The following is a 15062-nucleotide window of genomic DNA, read 5'->3' on the forward strand; positions in this document are numbered from 1 at the left end:
CCTTCAGGCTGCCCGTGAAAGCCCGTTGTCAGCGTCCGCGCACCTTCAGCGCCGGACCATTTTCGTGAGCGCGGCGATGTCGTCGGCGCAAGCCGCGTAAGCGCGCGCCTCGATCCCGCGATAGAGGCGGATGATCTCCTCGCCGACCGGCGTGAGCACGCTGCCGCCGCCGCTCTGCCCGCCATGTTCGGACACCGTGGCCGGCGATTTCAGCGAGCGGTTCAGTTCGTCCATCAGCAACCACGCACGCCGGTACGACATCTTCAGGCTGCGCGCCGCCGCCGAAATCGACCCGTGCTCGCGCACGGCTTCGAGCAGCGCGACCTTGCCCGGCCCGAGCGCGATCGTGTCGGCTTGCTGGATACGCATCCTGAACCGCACCTCAGGCTTGGGGTGTGCCGGTGTCTTCATGTTGTCCCGCCCTTTGAACGATGCGGGCAAGCATACACGATGGCCGGTGCGGCAGGCGCCGGTTCAGACCTCGAGCACGCGCGCGACGATGCCGGCCAGCCGCTTCACGTGACGCGGTGCGGGCAGGCGGTCGGCGCCCGAGAACAGCAGCGGCGCGCCGTCGTCGATCGACAGCGGCGCGTCGCCGCATTCGAACGCGACGATCACGTGTTCGCCGACGGGCGTGTTGAACAGTTCGTGCCAAGAGAACGTGACCGCGTAGCCGTCGTGCGCATGCGCGATGAACACCATGCGCTTGAAGTCGCCCGGCGCGTCGTTGCGCAGCCCGGCCGCGTCGAGCAGATCCTTCAGCCGCGCGCCGCGATACGGCGCGACCGAGCGGATGAAGCGGTTCGTCGTGAAGCAGCGCAAGTCGAACGGCTCGGCCGTCGCGCTCGCGTGCTGGCGCAGGTCGTCGAGCGTCACCGTCATCGGCCGCGCGAATGCGCCCGTCAGCGCGATCGAGCCTGCCTCCGCCTGATGCGCCGAAGGCGCCGCCGTCCCTGCCATCTCCATTGCCCGCCTCCATGACGGCCCGTCGGTGGACAGGCCTGCGTTGTATCGGCGGATATATTACGCCGCTAAAAAGCCGGCCGACAGAAGGCGCGCCGCATGGGCGGCATAACGGCGGCCGATCGTGCCCGCACTGCGTGGCGCTACGCCAGCACGACGTGCTTGATGACCTTCTTGAGGCCCTTGTAGCTGTCGACCGATTCCGCCTTCGCATCCGTCACCAGTGTGCCGATCCGCGCCGGCTCGCAGAAGCTGATCCGGCTGTTCGTGCCGAGCTTGCTGAAATCGGCCAGGATCGCGACGTCCGCCGCGTTGCTGACCATCGCGCGCGCCACTTCGGTTTCCATCCGGTCGTAGTTGGTCGCGCCGCGCACGGCATCGACGCCCACCGGCGACAGCAGCGCGAGATCGGCGCGGTAGCGGAAGATCTCGGCGACCGTGCCGTCGCCGACGGTCGCGGCCGCGCGGCTGCCGATCATCCCGCCGAGCAGGATCGTTTCGTTCCTCGCCTGCGCCGGGTCGCTCGACCGCATCTTCAGCGCGACGTCGATCGAGTTCGTGACGATCGTGAGGCCCGACAGCTTCGCCAGTTCCTCGGCCAGCAGCGTCGTGGTCGTGCCCGCATCGATGAACAGCGTCTGCGAGCCCGCGACCAGCCTGGCCGCCGCGCGGGCGATCGCCAGCTTCGCCTTCACGTGCGTCTGCGCGCGTTCTGCGATCGGCGCTTCGTCGCCCACCTGCACCGCGCCGCCGTGTACGCGCTTCAGTTCACCGAGCGCCTCGAGATCGACGAGATCGCGCCGCACGGTTTCCCGCGACACGTTCAGGTCGGCCATGATCCGGTCGGTCGACACGCGCTGCATCTTCGATAACAGAAGCCGGATCCTCTGGTATCGCTCTTCTTGCCACATGGAATGTCCTCGGAATGAACGCCAATGTTATTCGAACGGCGGACTACGCTGCGCTCTCCTCCATCTTTTTGATGCCGACGAGGTTCTGCAGGGATTGACGGACCGCCTGGCACTCGCGGCTCGTCATCTTTGAAAACACCACGTGGATGCGGTCGTCGTCCGGCTCGGCGTCGTCCTGCTCGATGATGAACTGGACGATGCGCGCCTGGTCGATACCGGGCATCGCCTGCAGCGACGTCAGCTTCACCGCGCCGCGGCGCGCGAGGATGCGCACGCCCCAGCGCTGCCGCGCGGCGAAGAAGCGCTTCTCGATCGGCTTCAGGCCGGCCAGGATCGCGAGCACGATCGCCGTCGCGGCGATCGCGGCGACATACATGCCGCCGCCCACGGCCAGCCCGACCGCCGCCACGACCCACAGGCTCGCCGCGGTCGTCAGGCCGCGGATGATCTCGCCGCGCAGCATGATCGACCCGGCGCCGAGGAAGCCGATGCCCGACACCACCTGCGCGGCGACGCGCGACGGGTCCAGCGACACGTTCTTCGCGTCCTGGATATCCGCGAAACCGAACGCCGACACGACCATCACGAGCGCGGCGCCCACCGCCACCAGCATGTGCGTGCGCAATCCGGCGGCCCACGACAGGCGCTCGCGCTCGATGCCGACGATGCTGCCGAGCAATGCCGCCAGCAACAGGCGGGACACGATTTCCAGCTGACTGATCATGCGAAGTCTCCTTGCTTTGCCTGGTCTACCTGATGAAACGCGGCCCGCCTGGGCCGCCGCCCGACTCTTCCTGCCCTCGCTCGCCCGTGGCCAACCTCGGCAACCGGCGAGTTGTATTTTTGTGCGTTCTTGCGATTTTGTGCTTTCTAATATACGGTACGCAAAACTACAAAGCCAGACCCAGGTTCGCTTGTTTCATCCGATCGGCACGATCAATCGTCAGACCATTCAGGCAACACGATCCGGAACACTTGCTTAGGAGACCCACATGATGAAGAAGGCATGGATGCTGGCCGCCACACTGCTGGCGGCGCTGGCGACGGCCCCCGCTCCCGCGTCGGAAGGCGACGTCTGCAGGAAGGTGACGCTCGGCGATGTCGGCTGGAGCGATATCGCCGCTACCACCGGCGTCGCGATGATGCTGCTCGACGGGCTCGGCTACGAGGCGACCAAGACGATCGCGTCGCCGCCGATCGTGCTGGCCGGCGTGAAGAAGGCGCAGATCGACGCGTTCCTCGGCTACTGGGATCCGAGCATGACGCCCACGGTGAAGCCGTTCGTCGATGCCGGTGCCGTCCACCAGTTGCCTCAGCCGAATCTGATCGGCGCGCGCTACACGCTGGCCGTGCCGCAATACGCGTCGGACAAGGGCCTCAAGAGCTTTGCCGACATTGCCAAATTCCGCGACCAGCTCGACGGCAAGATCTACGGGATCGGCGCTGGCAACAACGGCAACGCGCTGGTCCAGCGGATGATCGACAAGAACGAGTTCGGACTCGGCGGCTTCAAGCTGGTCGAATCGAGCGAGGCCGGGATGCTCGTGCAGGTCACGCGCGCGGTGCAGGAGCACAGGATGATCGTGTTCCTCGCGTGGGAGCCGCATCCGATGAACATCAACTACAAGATCACCTATCTCGACGGCGGCGATACCGTGTTCGGCCCGAACTACGGCTCCGCGAAGGTCTATACGCTCGTCACGCCCGGCTACCTCGAACGCTGCCCGAACGTCGGCCGGCTGCTGACCAACCTGAAGTTCACGACCGACGAGGAGAACCAGTTGATGGTGCCGATCATGAATCACGCCGATCCGGTCGCCGTGGCGAAGGAATGGGTGAAGAAGAACCCCGGCGTGCTGTCGAAGTGGCTCGACGGCGTCACGACCATCGACGGCAAGAGCGCGAAGGACGCGATCGAGAAGCGCATCGGCACATGACCACGCAACACAAGGAATCCTCCATGCACAAGAATCTCGCGCTGTTCGACCTCGACCACACGCTGCTGCCGCTCGACAGCGACCAGGCCTGGAGCCGCTTCATCACGCGGGTCGGCTGGCGGGAAGACGACGCGCACGTGGCGCTGATCGACGAGCACTACGCTCACTATGCGGCGGGCACGCTCGACATGGACGCGTATCTCGCCGTGACGCTCGCACCGCTCACCCGCTATCCGCGCAAGGTGCTCGAACGCTGGCATGCGCGGTTCATGGACGAAGTGATCCGCCCGGCGATCACGCCGCAGGCGCGCGAGCTGGTCGACCGCCATCGCGAGAGCGGCGACCTCTGCTGCATCGTGACGGCGACCAACGTCTTCGTCACGCGGCCGATCGCGGCGGAATTCGGCATAGAGCACCTGCTCGGCATCGAGCTCGATACCGATGACGGCACGCCGGGCGGTGCGTTCACCGGGCGCAGCACGGGCGTGCCGAGCTTCCGCGAAGGCAAGATCGTGCGCACCACCGCGTGGCTGGCATCCCTTGGCTACGCGCCGTCTGATTTCGAGCGCACCTACTTCTATAGCGACTCGATCAACGACGTGCCGCTGCTGGATTACGTCACGCATCCGGTCGCCACCAATCCCGACTCGAAGCTGTTGCACGTGGCAGGCACGCGCGGGTGGCCTGTCATGAAGTTGTTCTGATTCGGGCGATATCCTCTGCTGTCCATTTTTCATGTCTGGAGGGGTAATGAAATACGGAGCACGCAGCAACAGTCTCGATCATTCAGGAATCCGACTCGAATCGGATCGAAAGCCTGTCGTCAAGTCGCATCGGTCGGAAAGCCGCTTTCCGCACTGGCGCGGCGTTTTCATGATCGCACTCCTGTGCACGCTGGCCGCTTGCGGTGACGGCGACTCGGGCACGCCAGCCAGCATGGCGGCCGCGCGCGCAGCCGCACCGGGCTCGGCGTCCACGCCCGTCCTGCACTGCGCGAGCGCGTGCCACTGACCGACGCCGGCCCCCGGGCCAGCCATCCAAGACAGAGAGCGATCATGCAAAACAAACCCACAACACGACGTCAATTCATTGCCGATGCGCTGAAGCTCGCCGGCGCCACCGCGATCACGGGCATGCTGCCCGAAAGCATCGCGCGCGCGCAGGCGATTCCGGCGGCCACCGTGACCGGCACGATCCAGGACGTGAAGCACGTCGTGATCCTGATGCAGGAAAACCGCTCGTTCGACCACTACCTCGGCACGCTGGGCGGTGCGCGCGGCTTCGGCGATCCGCGGCCGGTCGTGATTTCGAGTGGATATCCGGTGTGGCGACAGCCCTGGATGCTGTCCTACGTGTTCCCGTTCAACCCGTCCCCGCCCTTCGGCACGGCGAACGGCGACACCTACTACGGCGACCTCGACCACAGCTGGAGCGGCACGCACAGCGCCTGGAACAACGGCCGCTACGACAACTGGGCCGGTGCAAAGACCAGCGGCACGATGTACTACTTCACGCAGAACGACATTCCGTTCTACTACGCGCTGGCGAGCGCGTTCACGGTGTGCGACGCGTACCACTGCTCGATGCTCGGCCCGACGGACCCGAACCGCCTGTATCTGTGGACCGGGTGCTGCGGCAACGTCACCGGCTATTCGCCGTACACGACCAACACGATGACGGGCACCGGCTGGACCACGATGCCGGAGCGCCTGAACACGGCGGGCGTGACGTGGAAGTTCTACCAGGACAAGGGCAACGGCCTGGATGCCGGTCATGGCTACGGTGAATACAACGGCTCGAAAAGCGATCTCTGGTGGAACGGCAATTACGGTGACAACGTCATCCTGAACTTCAAGCAGTACCAGAACCTCGGCGCCGGCGATCCGCTCGCGCCGGCGCTCAACGGCACGCAGATCGACCCGTCAGGCGGCGGCAAGGAATACGACACGAACCTCTTCAGCCAGCTGCGGGCCGACGTCGCCAGCGGCACGCTGCCGCAGGTGTCGTGGATCGCCGCCCCCTACGCGTACTGCGAACATCCGTCGTGGGCCGCGAGCGGCGGCGAATGGTACGTGAGCAACGTCCTCAATGCGCTGACGTCGAATCCGGCGGTGTGGGCCAGCACGGTGCTGCTCGTCATGTACGACGAGAACGACGGGCTGTTCGATCACATGCCGCCGGCCGTCCCGGCCAGCGCCGCGGCCGGCACCGGGCAGTCGACGGTGTCGACGGCCGCCGAATTCGTCGCGAGCAGCGGCGCCGCATCGGACGGCTCGGCCAGCGGCGACGTGCCGATCGGGCTCGGCCCGCGCGTGCCGATGTTCGTGATCTCGCCGTGGTCGAAGGGCGGCAAGGTCAACTCGCAGGTGTTCGATCACACCTCGGTGATCCGCTTTCTGGAAGCGCGCTTCGGGCTGCAGGAGACCAACATCACGCCGTGGCGACGCACGGTGTGCGGCGACCTGACGTCGGCCTTCGATTTCTCGAGCGCCGATCAGGCGGTGCCCGCGATCCAGCCGCCCGCGAGCAACATGAACCCGAACGGCCCGGCCGTCCCGATCCCCTACCCGACCACCACCGCGGTGCCGGCGCAGGCCACCGGTCGCAGCACCGCCTGCCGCCTGCCCTACGAGTTCTTCGTGCAAGGCAAGGTCAACCGCGCCGGCCGCGCGCTCGCGCTGACGATGACCAACACCGGCACCGCGGGCGTGCACCTGCAGGCATGGGTCGACGGCACGAGCACGATCCCCCGTCACTACACGATCGCGGCCGGCGCGAGCCAGTGCACGACCCTGTCGGATTCGCTCGCGCTGAACAGCGGCGGCGGCTACGACTATTCGGTCTACGGCCCGAACGGCTTCCTGCAGACGTTCCGCGGCAGCATCGGTTCGTCCGGCAACACGGGATCGACCGCCGAAATCAGCCTGTGCTATGACGTGGCGAACGGCAACGTGCAGATCACGCTCGACAATTCGGCAGGGACCAGCGCGACGACGTTCCAGCTCACCGACAACGCCTACGGGATGAACACGCGGCAGTCGTACACCGTCGCCGCCGGCGCGACGCAGGCCGTCACGTGGTACGGCGACGGCGGCTGGTATGACGCCAGCATCCGCGACGCGAACGATCCGAACTTCCTGCGCCGGGTGGCCGGCTGCGTGCAGACGCAATCCGGCACGCTGCTCACGGATTCGGCGATCGGCAATACCAGCAAGAAGTTCGTCGCGGCACTCGCGTCACAGGGCTCGTCGTTCGGCACGTTGCGGTTCGACTACGTCGCGCCGCCGTGGAGCCACAGCCCGAAGAACTGGGTGGGCATCTTCGCGCATGGCGCGCAGCCGACCAAGGGCAGCTACAAGTCGTGGGCGTACCTGCCGAAGAACTGCGGCTCGCTGCTGTTCTCGTCCACGGCGAACAGCACGTTGGCGTCGGGGCAGTACGATGCGTGGTTCCTGTTCGACGACGGCTACACGCCGCTCGCGGGCCCCGTCACGATCAACCTCTGACGGTACGGCCAGCCGGTGTCGGCCGCCCGCATCGGGCCGACACGCATTCGGGCGCGACGTACCCCGTCGCGCCCGAATGCTTTTCCGGCCATGCGGCACGCGCTAGACGAGCCGATCCTCGTGGAACGCGCCGAACGGCCGTACGGATATCAGAACTTGTGACGCAGGCCGATTCGCGTGACGAACTGCGTGTTCGCGCCTGCGTTGCCGATGAACGACCCCGACGAGCCGATCTCGGCCTGCACCGGCACCACGCGGCCGTTGATCGTGTTGCTGCCCGACGCCTTCTGGTAGGCCGCGCTCACGTACACGTCCGTGCGCTTCGACAGCGCATAGTCGAGCGCGGCGTTGACCTGGTGCCACTTGCCGTCGAAGCGGCCGTCGAGCTTCGAGAACGTATAGCCGAGACCGCCGCTCAGGGCCGGCGTGAACGCATAGCGGCCGCCGATTTCGTAGTTGTTCAGCTTCGACGTCTCGCCCGACAGCGGCACGAACTTCGTGTGCGTCCAGTTCGCCCACACGAGGGCCGCCGCGATCGCATAGCGCGCGCCGACGCCGACCGTCTCGAGATCGCGCAACCCTTGCGTGTTGATGTTCGCGATGCTCACGCCGAACGCGGGTTGCGCGCCGTTCGGGAAACGGATGTTCGTGTACGCGGCGCCGATGCCGAACGGCCCTTGCGCGTAGTTCGCGCCGAAGCTGTACGCGCTCGACGAACCCTGTGAACCGTTCGCGCCGGTCGTGGTCGGCGTGCCCGCGAACTGCGTCGAGTTCGAGAAGCCGTACATCGCACCGAACGTGAGGCCCGCGAAGTTCGCGCTCTGGAACCTCACCGCGTTGTTGATGCGGCTCGACGTCAGCTGGTCGAGATCGTTGATGTGATACGCGTAGTTGCCGGCGGGCGTCTGGCTGCCCATCGAATAGTTCGCGCCGATGTAGTCGGTCGAGAACGAGTACTGGCGGCCGAACGTCAGCGAGCCGATGCCGTTCTTCGACAGGCCGACGAATGCCTGCCGGCCGAAGATCGCGCCGCCCTGGCTGATCGAGCCGTCGCCGCTGCTGAAGCCGTTCTCCAGCACGAACAGCGCCTTCAACCCGCCGCCGAGATCCTCGGTGCCGCGGATGCCCCAGCGGCTGCCCGACGCGACGCCGTCACCGTACTTGACGAGCTTGTCGTGCCCGCCCGTCGTCGCGACCTTGTTCGAATACGTGATACCCGCATCGATCAACCCGTAGAGCGTGACGCTGCTTTGCGCGTGCGCGGCGGTGCCGAACATCCCGAGTGCGGCCGCGGCCACGATGGTCTTTTTCATGCTCACTTCCTGTTTGTTGTTGACGCGCGCACCTGCGTCGCAGCGTGACGCGCGGCGTGTTGACGAAGAACCGGCTGATGAACGAGCGCAAGCCACCGGATCGCCGCACGCAGCACTACCTCATGCGCGTGCACGATGTTTCGTTTCGATGCCAGTGTGGGCTTGCGGAAGCGGCATGCCGTGGGGCGGCCGCTCGTGTTGCAGCGTCGACAAGCGTGCGCACCGGTTGCGCATGCCGCGACGACGCGTTGCTCCGGCGATGCAGGTCAGAATCTCTTCCGGCTTTCGTGGAGCGGGTGGACGACGTGGCGCCTGACGACGCCACGACCTTCGATATATTTCGCGAAATATATCGAGTTGTCACGCAACCGTAAACAGTTATTCGGGTTCCTGTCGTCTTTCATCCACATGCGATCGACGGCCATGCGGATCGAAGACACGACACGCGACGGCCGTCATCGCAGCGATGCGAGTACAGGGCCACCACCGAAATCCAGCATAATCGGGCGAGTGAACGAGCGCCTCGGCGAGCGCGCGAACCTCGCACACGTTTGCGCGTCCGTCAGGTTCGGCGCTCGACCGCATTCCGTCGCCTCGGACGCAGCCGGTCTGTACCGGTCTCGCGCGCGGCGAATTGTGCAGGTGCATGAAAGCGAAGCCAGAACACACTCCATGCGGCGCATATCATGGCGCCGACAATCGCATCACGGACACCACCACGCATCCCGCAGAAGACAGGACACCGACACATGGACCGAGCCGAGCACATCAGCATCGAACAGACGAGCGGGCTGCCCGCCGACGAGCTGGACCGATGCGACTTCTCGTTCGACATCGCCTGGGAATTGAACGCGCCGTATCAGGACTTGCTCGATCTTCGCGCGCTGCCGACGCGGCGCAAGAATTACGGCTTCGATCCGGCCGGCTGGGCCGACGAGGCGTCCGGCAAGACGGCGCTCTTTCGCGCGACGGCCGGCGGCCGGCTCGCCGGGTTCGTGGCCATCGGCCAGAGCTGGAACGGGATGGCGGAGATCGCGGAGCTGGCCGTCGACCGCCAGTACCGGCGGCAAGGCATCGGGCAGTTGCTGCTGGCGACCGCCGAATCGTGGGCGCGCGGCCACGGGTTCGGCTTCATGCGGCTGGAAACGCAGTCGAACAACGTCGCCGCGTGCAGCACGTATGCCCGCTCGGGCTTCGTGCTGGGCGGACACGATCGCCTCCTGTACGCGGATGACGAGAACGACGGCGAAGTGGCGCTGTTCTGGTACAAGGACCTGCGCGACGGACAGACCACGCGAATCCGCACGGTCGACCCGGAATCGGTGCGGCCGGTGCGCTGACGCACGGCCGCCCGTGCGTCATGGCCGAATCAGTGTCGCGTTACGTCCGCGTCGCGACGATGAACAGGCGCGGGAACGGCAGCAGCACGGTGCCGTCGGCGAGCGCCGGATAGCCATCCGGGCCGGCGAGCGCATCGCGATACTGCACGAGAAACGCCGCGCGCTCGCCGTCGTCGAGCGCCGCGAGGAACGGCCGCAGCGCGCTGCCCTTGAACCACTCCACAACCGCGTCGGCACCGCCGCGCAACGGGTGGTAGTAAGTCGTGCGCCACACGTCCACCCGCGAGCACAGCGGCGACAGCAGCGCATGGTAGTCACGCGCATCGAACCGCTCGGTACGTGCCGCACCCTTCAGCTTGTCCGCCCACGGCCCGGCCGCGGCGACCTCGCGCATCAGCCGGTGCGCGGGTTCGTCGAGGTTGTCGGGCACCTGCACCGCAAGATGGCCGCCCGATGCGAGCCGGCCGACGAGTGCCGGAAACAGCGTGTCGTGCGCGGGCACCCATTGCAGCACCGCATTCGCGAGAATCAGGTCATAGCCGCCCGGATCGTCCCAGGTGGAAATATCCACGACATCGAAACGCAGGTCCGGCAGGCGCGTGCGCGCGGCGTCGATCATGTCCGCCGATGCATCGATCCCGTGGACGGTTGCGTCCGGCGCACGCGCGATCAGCGCCTCGGTCGAATTGCCTGGCCCGCAGCCGATGTCGATCGCGGTATGGATCGGCGTGTTCGGCACGGCGGCCAGCAGGTCGCGGATCGGCCGGGTGCGTTCGTCCTCGAATTGCACGTACTGGGCCGCGTATCGATCGAGTGGGGTCGTCATGTCGTTCTCCTGGTCGGCGTGGTCGGCGTGGTCGGCGTGGCATTCGATGCGAACGGGATGCCGGTGGCCGTCGATGCACCGCATTCTGCGATCGTCACCGAGTTCAGTAAAATGAATTTAATATCGTGATTGATTCAAATCTCTAATGAAAATCGATACGCTCGGTGTCCAGGCCTTCGTCGCCATCGCGGACGGCGGCAGCTTCCGGCAGGCGGCCGACACGCTGCACGTCACGCAGACAGCCATCACGCAGCGGCTGCGCAAGCTCGAAACCTTCCTCGGCGTCGCGCTCGTCGAGCGCACCACGCGCCGCACCACGCTCACCGAAATCGGCCGGCGTTTCCTGCCGCAAGCGCGCCGGTTGCTGAACGAACTGTCCGATGCACTCACCGAAATCCGCGAAACCGGCCTGAGCCAGCGCGGCGACGTCACGATCGCATGCGTGCCAACGGTCGGCGTGCAATACCTGCCGCGCATCCTGCGCGCGTTCTCCGCGCACCGGCCGCACGATCGCGTGAAGATCCTCGATCATGCGTCGGCGTCGGTGCTGCAGGCCGTGCTGCATCGCGAGGCCGAGTTCGGCATCGGCATCGCCGGCGACCAGCATCCCGAGCTGGTCAACGTGCCGCTGACGAGCGACCCCTATGTGCTGGTGTGCCGCGACGATCATCCGCTCGCGAAGCGGCGGCGCATTCGCTGGGCCGCGCTGCAGCCGCATCCGCTGATCTTCGCCGGTGAAGTGAGCGGCAATCGCGGGCTGCTCGACGGCGCGCTGAAAACGAGCGGCGTGTCGCTGCATTCGTTCTACGAAGTGCAGCGCAGCTCGACGGCGCTCGGCCTCGTCGCGGAAGGGCTCGGCGCGGCCGTGGTGCCAAAGCTCGCGATCCAGAAGAACGCGTATCCGATGATCCGCACGATCGAGCTCGTCGAGCCGGCGATATCGCGCACGCTCGTGCTCGTCACGCGCAAGCGCGCGCAACTGTCGCCGGCCGCGCGTGCGTTGTACGACATGATCGTCGAACAGGCGACACCCTGACGACTGTGTCAGGGGTGCGTCACGAAGCAGCGCCTTCGGGGTAGTATCGCCACACGCGGTCGCAATGGCCGGTGCCTACCCGGCGCCGCGCGCGTCATGCCACCGCTGCAACGGCCGTTCCTCACCACCCCTGCACGGAGCACTGCATGGCCTATCGCAACTACCACAAGCGCAAGATTGCAGACCGGGAACTTCATCCCGAAACCCAGATGATGTCGTACGGCTACGATCCGTTCCTGTCGGAAGGATCGGTGAAGCCGCCCGTGTTCCTCACGTCCACGTTCGCGTTCCGCACGGCCGAGGACGGCGCCGAATTCTTCGACGTCGTGGCCGGGCGCAAGCCTTCACCGGAAGGCGAAGGCGCGGGCCTCGTCTACAGCCGCTTCAATCACCCGAACCTGGAGATCGTCGAGGATCGCCTCGCCCTGCTCGACGATTCCGAAGCGGCCGTCGTGACGTCGAGCGGCATGTCGGCCATCGCCGCGATCCTGCTGACCTTCCTGCGGCCGGGCGACTGCGTCGTCCAGTCCGTGCCGCTGTACGGCGGCACCGAAACGCTGATCTCGAAGTTCCTGCCCGAGTGGGGCATTCGCTCCGAAGTGATCGCCGACGGGCTGTCCCCCCACGCGATCCGCGCCGCGCTCGAAGCGGCCGCGCAAAAGGGCCACGTGCGGATGTGCTACATCGAAACGCCCGCGAACCCGACCAACGCGCTGTTCGACCTCGAAGGGCTGCGCGGCGAGATCGACGCGTTCGAGGCACGCCACGGCTATCGCCCGCTGTCGGTCTGCGACAACACGTTGCTCGGCCCGCTGTACCAGAAGCCGTCGCGGCAGGGCATCGACCTGAGCGTGTACTCGCTGACGAAGTACATCGGCGGGCATAGCGACCTCGTCGCCGGCGGCGTCACGGGCGCTCGCGCGCTGATCACGAAGATTCGCTCGGTCCGCAGCACGCTCGGCTCGCAGCTCGACCCGCATTCGTCGTGGATGATCACGCGCTCGATGGAAACGCTCGTGCTGCGCATGCAGCAGGCCGCCCGCAGCGGCAGCGCCGTCGCCCGCTGGCTCGCCGACAATCCGCATCGGCCGGTGCGCGTGCTGCACCCGGAACTCATCGACGATCCGGCGTATCAGGCCGTCTATCAGCGCCAGTGCAGCGGGCCGGGTTCCACGTTCGCGTTCATCCTCGACGGCGGCCGCGAGCAGGCGTTCCGGTTCATCAACCACCTGACGCTCTTCAAGTCGGCGGTCAGTCTCGGCGGCACGGAGTCGCTGATCTGCCATCCGGCGTCGACCACGCATTCGGGCGTGCCGGCCGACGCGCGTGCGGCGGCGGGGGTGTCGGAAGGGTTGATTCGCGTGTCGGTCGGGCTCGAACATCCGGACGACCTGATCGCCGACCTGTCGTACGCGCTGGAGCATTGCTGACCGGCGTGGCATGCGCCCCGTGGCGGTTCGCACGGGGCGGCGTCGGGATGACGGCGTTCGAGCCGCGCAGTCGTGCTTACCGGAGGATTCGCACCATGAACACCACGCGGCATCGATACCTGATCAGCAATCTGCAACACGCGCCGAACGCGACCATGACGATCGTTCAGACGATCGACAAGCCGGACACGGCGTCCTACCGGTACTGCACCGGACGCGTGACCGTCGAACTCGACTACCCGGAAACGTCCGGCGGATCGACCACTCAGGTCAGGAAATTCCCATTCGACGGAAAATGGTTTCCGCTGGATCTGCGGTCGTTCGAGATGCACGTCGGCGACTTCATCCTGCCGCCGGAACTGTGCCTTCAGGGCATCGGCACACTGTGCTGGTCGGAGATCCGTCGAACGCTCCCCCTTCCACCGAGCTGTGCGTTCTTTCTCAGTGGCGGCCTCAGCAGTAAAGATGCAACGATCACCGGCACGATCCTCGGAAAGGCGCAGACGATCAACAACATCGCGCGCCGCGACGCATTCTGGCGCCGCATGCTCGATCCGGCCACGCTGGCATTCACCTCCGACGAGAACGGCGAAGGGTCCTTCAGAGGCCGGTTCGTCGATCCGGTCGCTCACCACAGCTACGTGCCGAAAGCGATCGCCACGCAGATCTGACCGCGCGGCGCGAGCCGACTGAACCGGCTCAAAGCACCTTCACCATGAACACGCGCGACGTCCCTTCCGGCTCGCACGGCACTTCGCCGAACGCTTCGTAGCCCTGCTTCCGGTAGAAATCCGGTGCCTGGAACGAGATCGTGTAGAGCACCGCACGCGCGCAGCCGCGTCGTTTCGCTTCCGCCTCGGCCTCGCGCAGCAGCCGGCTGCCGAAGCCGCCGCCGCGCAGCGATTCGGGCAGGTAGAACAGATCGATGAAGAAGAGGCCGAGCGACGTGCGCCCCGTGAGGCCGCCGATGATCTCGCCGGTCGCGGGATCGGTGACGTACACGTCGAGCGTGGCCGCGTCGGCGCGGCCCGTCATCGCGTGATTGAATTCGCCGAGCTTGCGGCTGATGAAGTCGTGTGCGGCCGGCTGTTCGGTGTCGGTGAGCCGGATGGAAACGTCGGGTTGCGTTGTCATGGGGCAGGTTCGGTCGAAGAGAGACACCGCCGGGCATGCAACGCCCCGCGCGGGAATCGTACGACTATAGCGCGACGGCGGGCATGCCGTGCTGGCTCACCCGCCGCCTTCGTCACCCGTCGTCACGCATCACGTGGCCGGCCGCGTTCATGCCCTTGCCCCACCCCTGCCCTCACGCCACCGCGAACGCCGCCTTCATGTCGGCGATGCGGCGCCGCTCGCGCGCGATCATCATCCGGTTCACGACGATCACGCCGATCGTCACCGCCGTGATGAACAGCGTCGCCAGCGCGTTCATCTCCGGGTTCAGCCCCAGCCGCACGCGCGAGAACACCACCAGCGGCAGCGTCGTCGAGCCTGGGCCAGACAGGAACGCCGACAGCACCAGATCGTCGATCGACAGCGTGAACGACAGCAGCCACCCCGACAGCAGCGCCTGCGAGATCAGCGGCAGCGTCACCACGAAGAACACCTTCAGCGGCGTCGCGCCCAAATCGAGCGCCGCTTCTTCCAGCGACTTGTTCATCTCCTTCACGCGCGACTGCACGATGATCGCCACGTACGACACGCACAGCATCACGTGACCGATCCAGATCGTCACCATCCCGCGCCCCTTCGGCCAGCCGAACATCTGCTCCAGCGCAACGAACAGCAACAGCAGCGAGA

16 protein-coding genes are annotated in these 15062 nt (G+C 66.3%); 8 read left to right on the forward strand and 8 right to left on the reverse strand.

Annotation, left to right across the window (positions count from 1 at the left end; translation table 11 throughout):
• Nucleotides 1–45 precede the first annotated feature (45 nt).
• From G3N98_RS03045 to G3N98_RS03060, 4 genes are all read right to left on the reverse strand, one after another.
• Entirely contained in the window at nt 46–369 is a 324-nt protein-coding gene (locus tag G3N98_RS03045; protein WP_034188511.1) for a LysR family transcriptional regulator, read from the reverse strand.
• 105 nt (nt 370–474) lie between these two features.
• Nucleotides 475–966 (reverse strand): molybdopterin-dependent oxidoreductase, encoded by a 492-nt coding sequence (locus G3N98_RS03050; RefSeq protein ID WP_206147180.1) that lies wholly within the window; start codon nt 964–966, stop codon nt 475–477.
• A 140-nt stretch (nt 967–1106) separates the two neighbouring features.
• Nucleotides 1107–1874 carry a DeoR/GlpR family DNA-binding transcription regulator gene (locus G3N98_RS03055; RefSeq protein WP_089474029.1) on the reverse strand — a complete coding sequence of 256 codons (768 nt, stop codon included), beginning with the start codon at nt 1872–1874 and terminating at the stop codon, nt 1107–1109.
• A 43-nt stretch (nt 1875–1917) separates the two neighbouring features.
• On the reverse strand, nt 1918–2598 hold the full coding sequence (locus G3N98_RS03060) for an MgtC/SapB family protein (RefSeq protein ID WP_206147181.1): 681 nt from the start codon (nt 2596–2598) through the stop codon (nt 1918–1920).
• A 268-nt stretch (nt 2599–2866) separates the two neighbouring features.
• Between G3N98_RS03060 and G3N98_RS03065 the strand changes: the two genes are divergently transcribed.
• From G3N98_RS03065 to G3N98_RS03080, 4 genes are all read left to right on the forward strand, one after another.
• Nucleotides 2867–3811: a choline ABC transporter substrate-binding protein gene (locus G3N98_RS03065; protein ID WP_206147182.1), complete on the forward strand. Its 945-nt coding sequence runs from the start codon at nt 2867–2869 to the stop codon at nt 3809–3811.
• Nucleotides 3812–3834: 23 nt separating this feature from the next.
• Nucleotides 3835–4515: an HAD family hydrolase gene (locus G3N98_RS03070; protein WP_206147183.1), complete on the forward strand. Its 681-nt coding sequence runs from the start codon at nt 3835–3837 to the stop codon at nt 4513–4515.
• Between the two features lie 169 nt (nt 4516–4684).
• Complete coding sequence (locus G3N98_RS39660; protein WP_241022396.1) at nt 4685–4822, forward strand: hypothetical protein; 138 nt, start codon at nt 4685–4687, stop codon at nt 4820–4822.
• Nucleotides 4823–4866: 44 nt separating this feature from the next.
• Complete coding sequence (locus tag G3N98_RS03080) at nt 4867–7317, forward strand: phospholipase C, phosphocholine-specific (RefSeq protein WP_206147185.1); 2451 nt, start codon at nt 4867–4869, stop codon at nt 7315–7317.
• A gap of 149 nt (nt 7318–7466) precedes the next feature.
• On the opposite strand, the gene G3N98_RS03085 is transcribed toward G3N98_RS03080, so the two are convergent.
• The gene (locus G3N98_RS03085; RefSeq protein ID WP_206147186.1) at nt 7467–8630 is read right to left on the reverse strand and encodes a porin; all 1164 of its coding nucleotides are present in this window, start codon (nt 8628–8630) and stop codon (nt 7467–7469) included.
• A 749-nt stretch (nt 8631–9379) separates the two neighbouring features.
• On the opposite strand from G3N98_RS03085, the gene G3N98_RS03090 reads away from it, so the two are divergent.
• On the forward strand, nt 9380–9970 hold the full coding sequence (locus G3N98_RS03090) for a GNAT family N-acetyltransferase (RefSeq protein WP_206147187.1): 591 nt from the start codon (nt 9380–9382) through the stop codon (nt 9968–9970).
• A gap of 40 nt (nt 9971–10010) precedes the next feature.
• Here G3N98_RS03090 and tam read toward each other — a convergent pair whose 3' ends face one another.
• Nucleotides 10011–10796: a trans-aconitate 2-methyltransferase gene (gene tam, locus G3N98_RS03095; protein WP_206147188.1), complete on the reverse strand. Its 786-nt coding sequence runs from the start codon at nt 10794–10796 to the stop codon at nt 10011–10013.
• A 145-nt stretch (nt 10797–10941) separates the two neighbouring features.
• Between tam and G3N98_RS03100 the strand changes: the two genes are divergently transcribed.
• From G3N98_RS03100 to G3N98_RS03110, 3 genes are all read left to right on the forward strand, one after another.
• Nucleotides 10942–11832, forward strand: a complete 891-nt coding sequence (locus G3N98_RS03100; protein WP_089474021.1) for a LysR family transcriptional regulator — start codon at nt 10942–10944, stop codon at nt 11830–11832.
• Nucleotides 11833–11978: 146 nt separating this feature from the next.
• Nucleotides 11979–13262 carry a cystathionine gamma-synthase family protein gene (locus G3N98_RS03105; RefSeq protein WP_089474020.1) on the forward strand — a complete coding sequence of 428 codons (1284 nt, stop codon included), beginning with the start codon at nt 11979–11981 and terminating at the stop codon, nt 13260–13262.
• Nucleotides 13263–13357: 95 nt separating this feature from the next.
• The gene (locus G3N98_RS03110; RefSeq protein ID WP_175239248.1) at nt 13358–13933 is read left to right on the forward strand and encodes a hypothetical protein; all 576 of its coding nucleotides are present in this window, start codon (nt 13358–13360) and stop codon (nt 13931–13933) included.
• A gap of 28 nt (nt 13934–13961) precedes the next feature.
• Here G3N98_RS03110 and G3N98_RS03115 read toward each other — a convergent pair whose 3' ends face one another.
• Both G3N98_RS03115 and G3N98_RS03120 read right to left on the reverse strand, forming a co-directional pair.
• Nucleotides 13962–14396, reverse strand: coding sequence for a GNAT family N-acetyltransferase (locus G3N98_RS03115; protein WP_089432047.1), 435 nt, complete (start codon nt 14394–14396; stop codon nt 13962–13964).
• A gap of 172 nt (nt 14397–14568) precedes the next feature.
• Nucleotides 14569–15062: ABC transporter permease subunit (locus G3N98_RS03120; RefSeq protein ID WP_206147189.1), on the reverse strand; the 494-nt coding region annotated here is incomplete at its 5' end.

Origin of the sequence: Burkholderia sp. Tr-20390 (assembly GCF_017104595.1) — a bacterium.
Taxonomy (GTDB): domain Bacteria; phylum Pseudomonadota; class Gammaproteobacteria; order Burkholderiales; family Burkholderiaceae; genus Burkholderia.

Coding starts and splice junctions, on each gene's coding strand:
- G3N98_RS03060 (WP_206147181.1), bottom strand. CDS start 2,598: ATGATCAGTCAGCTGGAAATCGTGTCCCGCCTGTTGCTGGCGGCATTG.
- G3N98_RS03055 (WP_089474029.1), bottom strand. CDS start 1,874: ATGTGGCAAGAAGAGCGATACCAGAGGATCCGGCTTCTGTTATCGAAG.
- G3N98_RS03080 (WP_206147185.1), top strand. CDS start 4,867: ATGCAAAACAAACCCACAACACGACGTCAATTCATTGCCGATGCGCTG.
- G3N98_RS03070 (WP_206147183.1), top strand. CDS start 3,835: ATGCACAAGAATCTCGCGCTGTTCGACCTCGACCACACGCTGCTGCCG.
- G3N98_RS03115 (WP_089432047.1), bottom strand. CDS start 14,396: ATGACAACGCAACCCGACGTTTCCATCCGGCTCACCGACACCGAACAG.
- G3N98_RS03065 (WP_206147182.1), top strand. CDS start 2,867: ATGATGAAGAAGGCATGGATGCTGGCCGCCACACTGCTGGCGGCGCTG.
- tam (WP_206147188.1), bottom strand. CDS start 10,796: ATGACGACCCCACTCGATCGATACGCGGCCCAGTACGTGCAATTCGAG.
- G3N98_RS39660 (WP_241022396.1), top strand. CDS start 4,685: ATGATCGCACTCCTGTGCACGCTGGCCGCTTGCGGTGACGGCGACTCG.
- G3N98_RS03045 (WP_034188511.1), bottom strand. CDS start 369: ATGCGTATCCAGCAAGCCGACACGATCGCGCTCGGGCCGGGCAAGGTC.
- G3N98_RS03085 (WP_206147186.1), bottom strand. CDS start 8,630: ATGAAAAAGACCATCGTGGCCGCGGCCGCACTCGGGATGTTCGGCACC.
- G3N98_RS03110 (WP_175239248.1), top strand. CDS start 13,358: ATGAACACCACGCGGCATCGATACCTGATCAGCAATCTGCAACACGCG.
- G3N98_RS03050 (WP_206147180.1), bottom strand. CDS start 966: ATGGAGATGGCAGGGACGGCGGCGCCTTCGGCGCATCAGGCGGAGGCA.
- G3N98_RS03105 (WP_089474020.1), top strand. CDS start 11,979: ATGGCCTATCGCAACTACCACAAGCGCAAGATTGCAGACCGGGAACTT.
- G3N98_RS03090 (WP_206147187.1), top strand. CDS start 9,380: ATGGACCGAGCCGAGCACATCAGCATCGAACAGACGAGCGGGCTGCCC.
- G3N98_RS03100 (WP_089474021.1), top strand. CDS start 10,942: ATGAAAATCGATACGCTCGGTGTCCAGGCCTTCGTCGCCATCGCGGAC.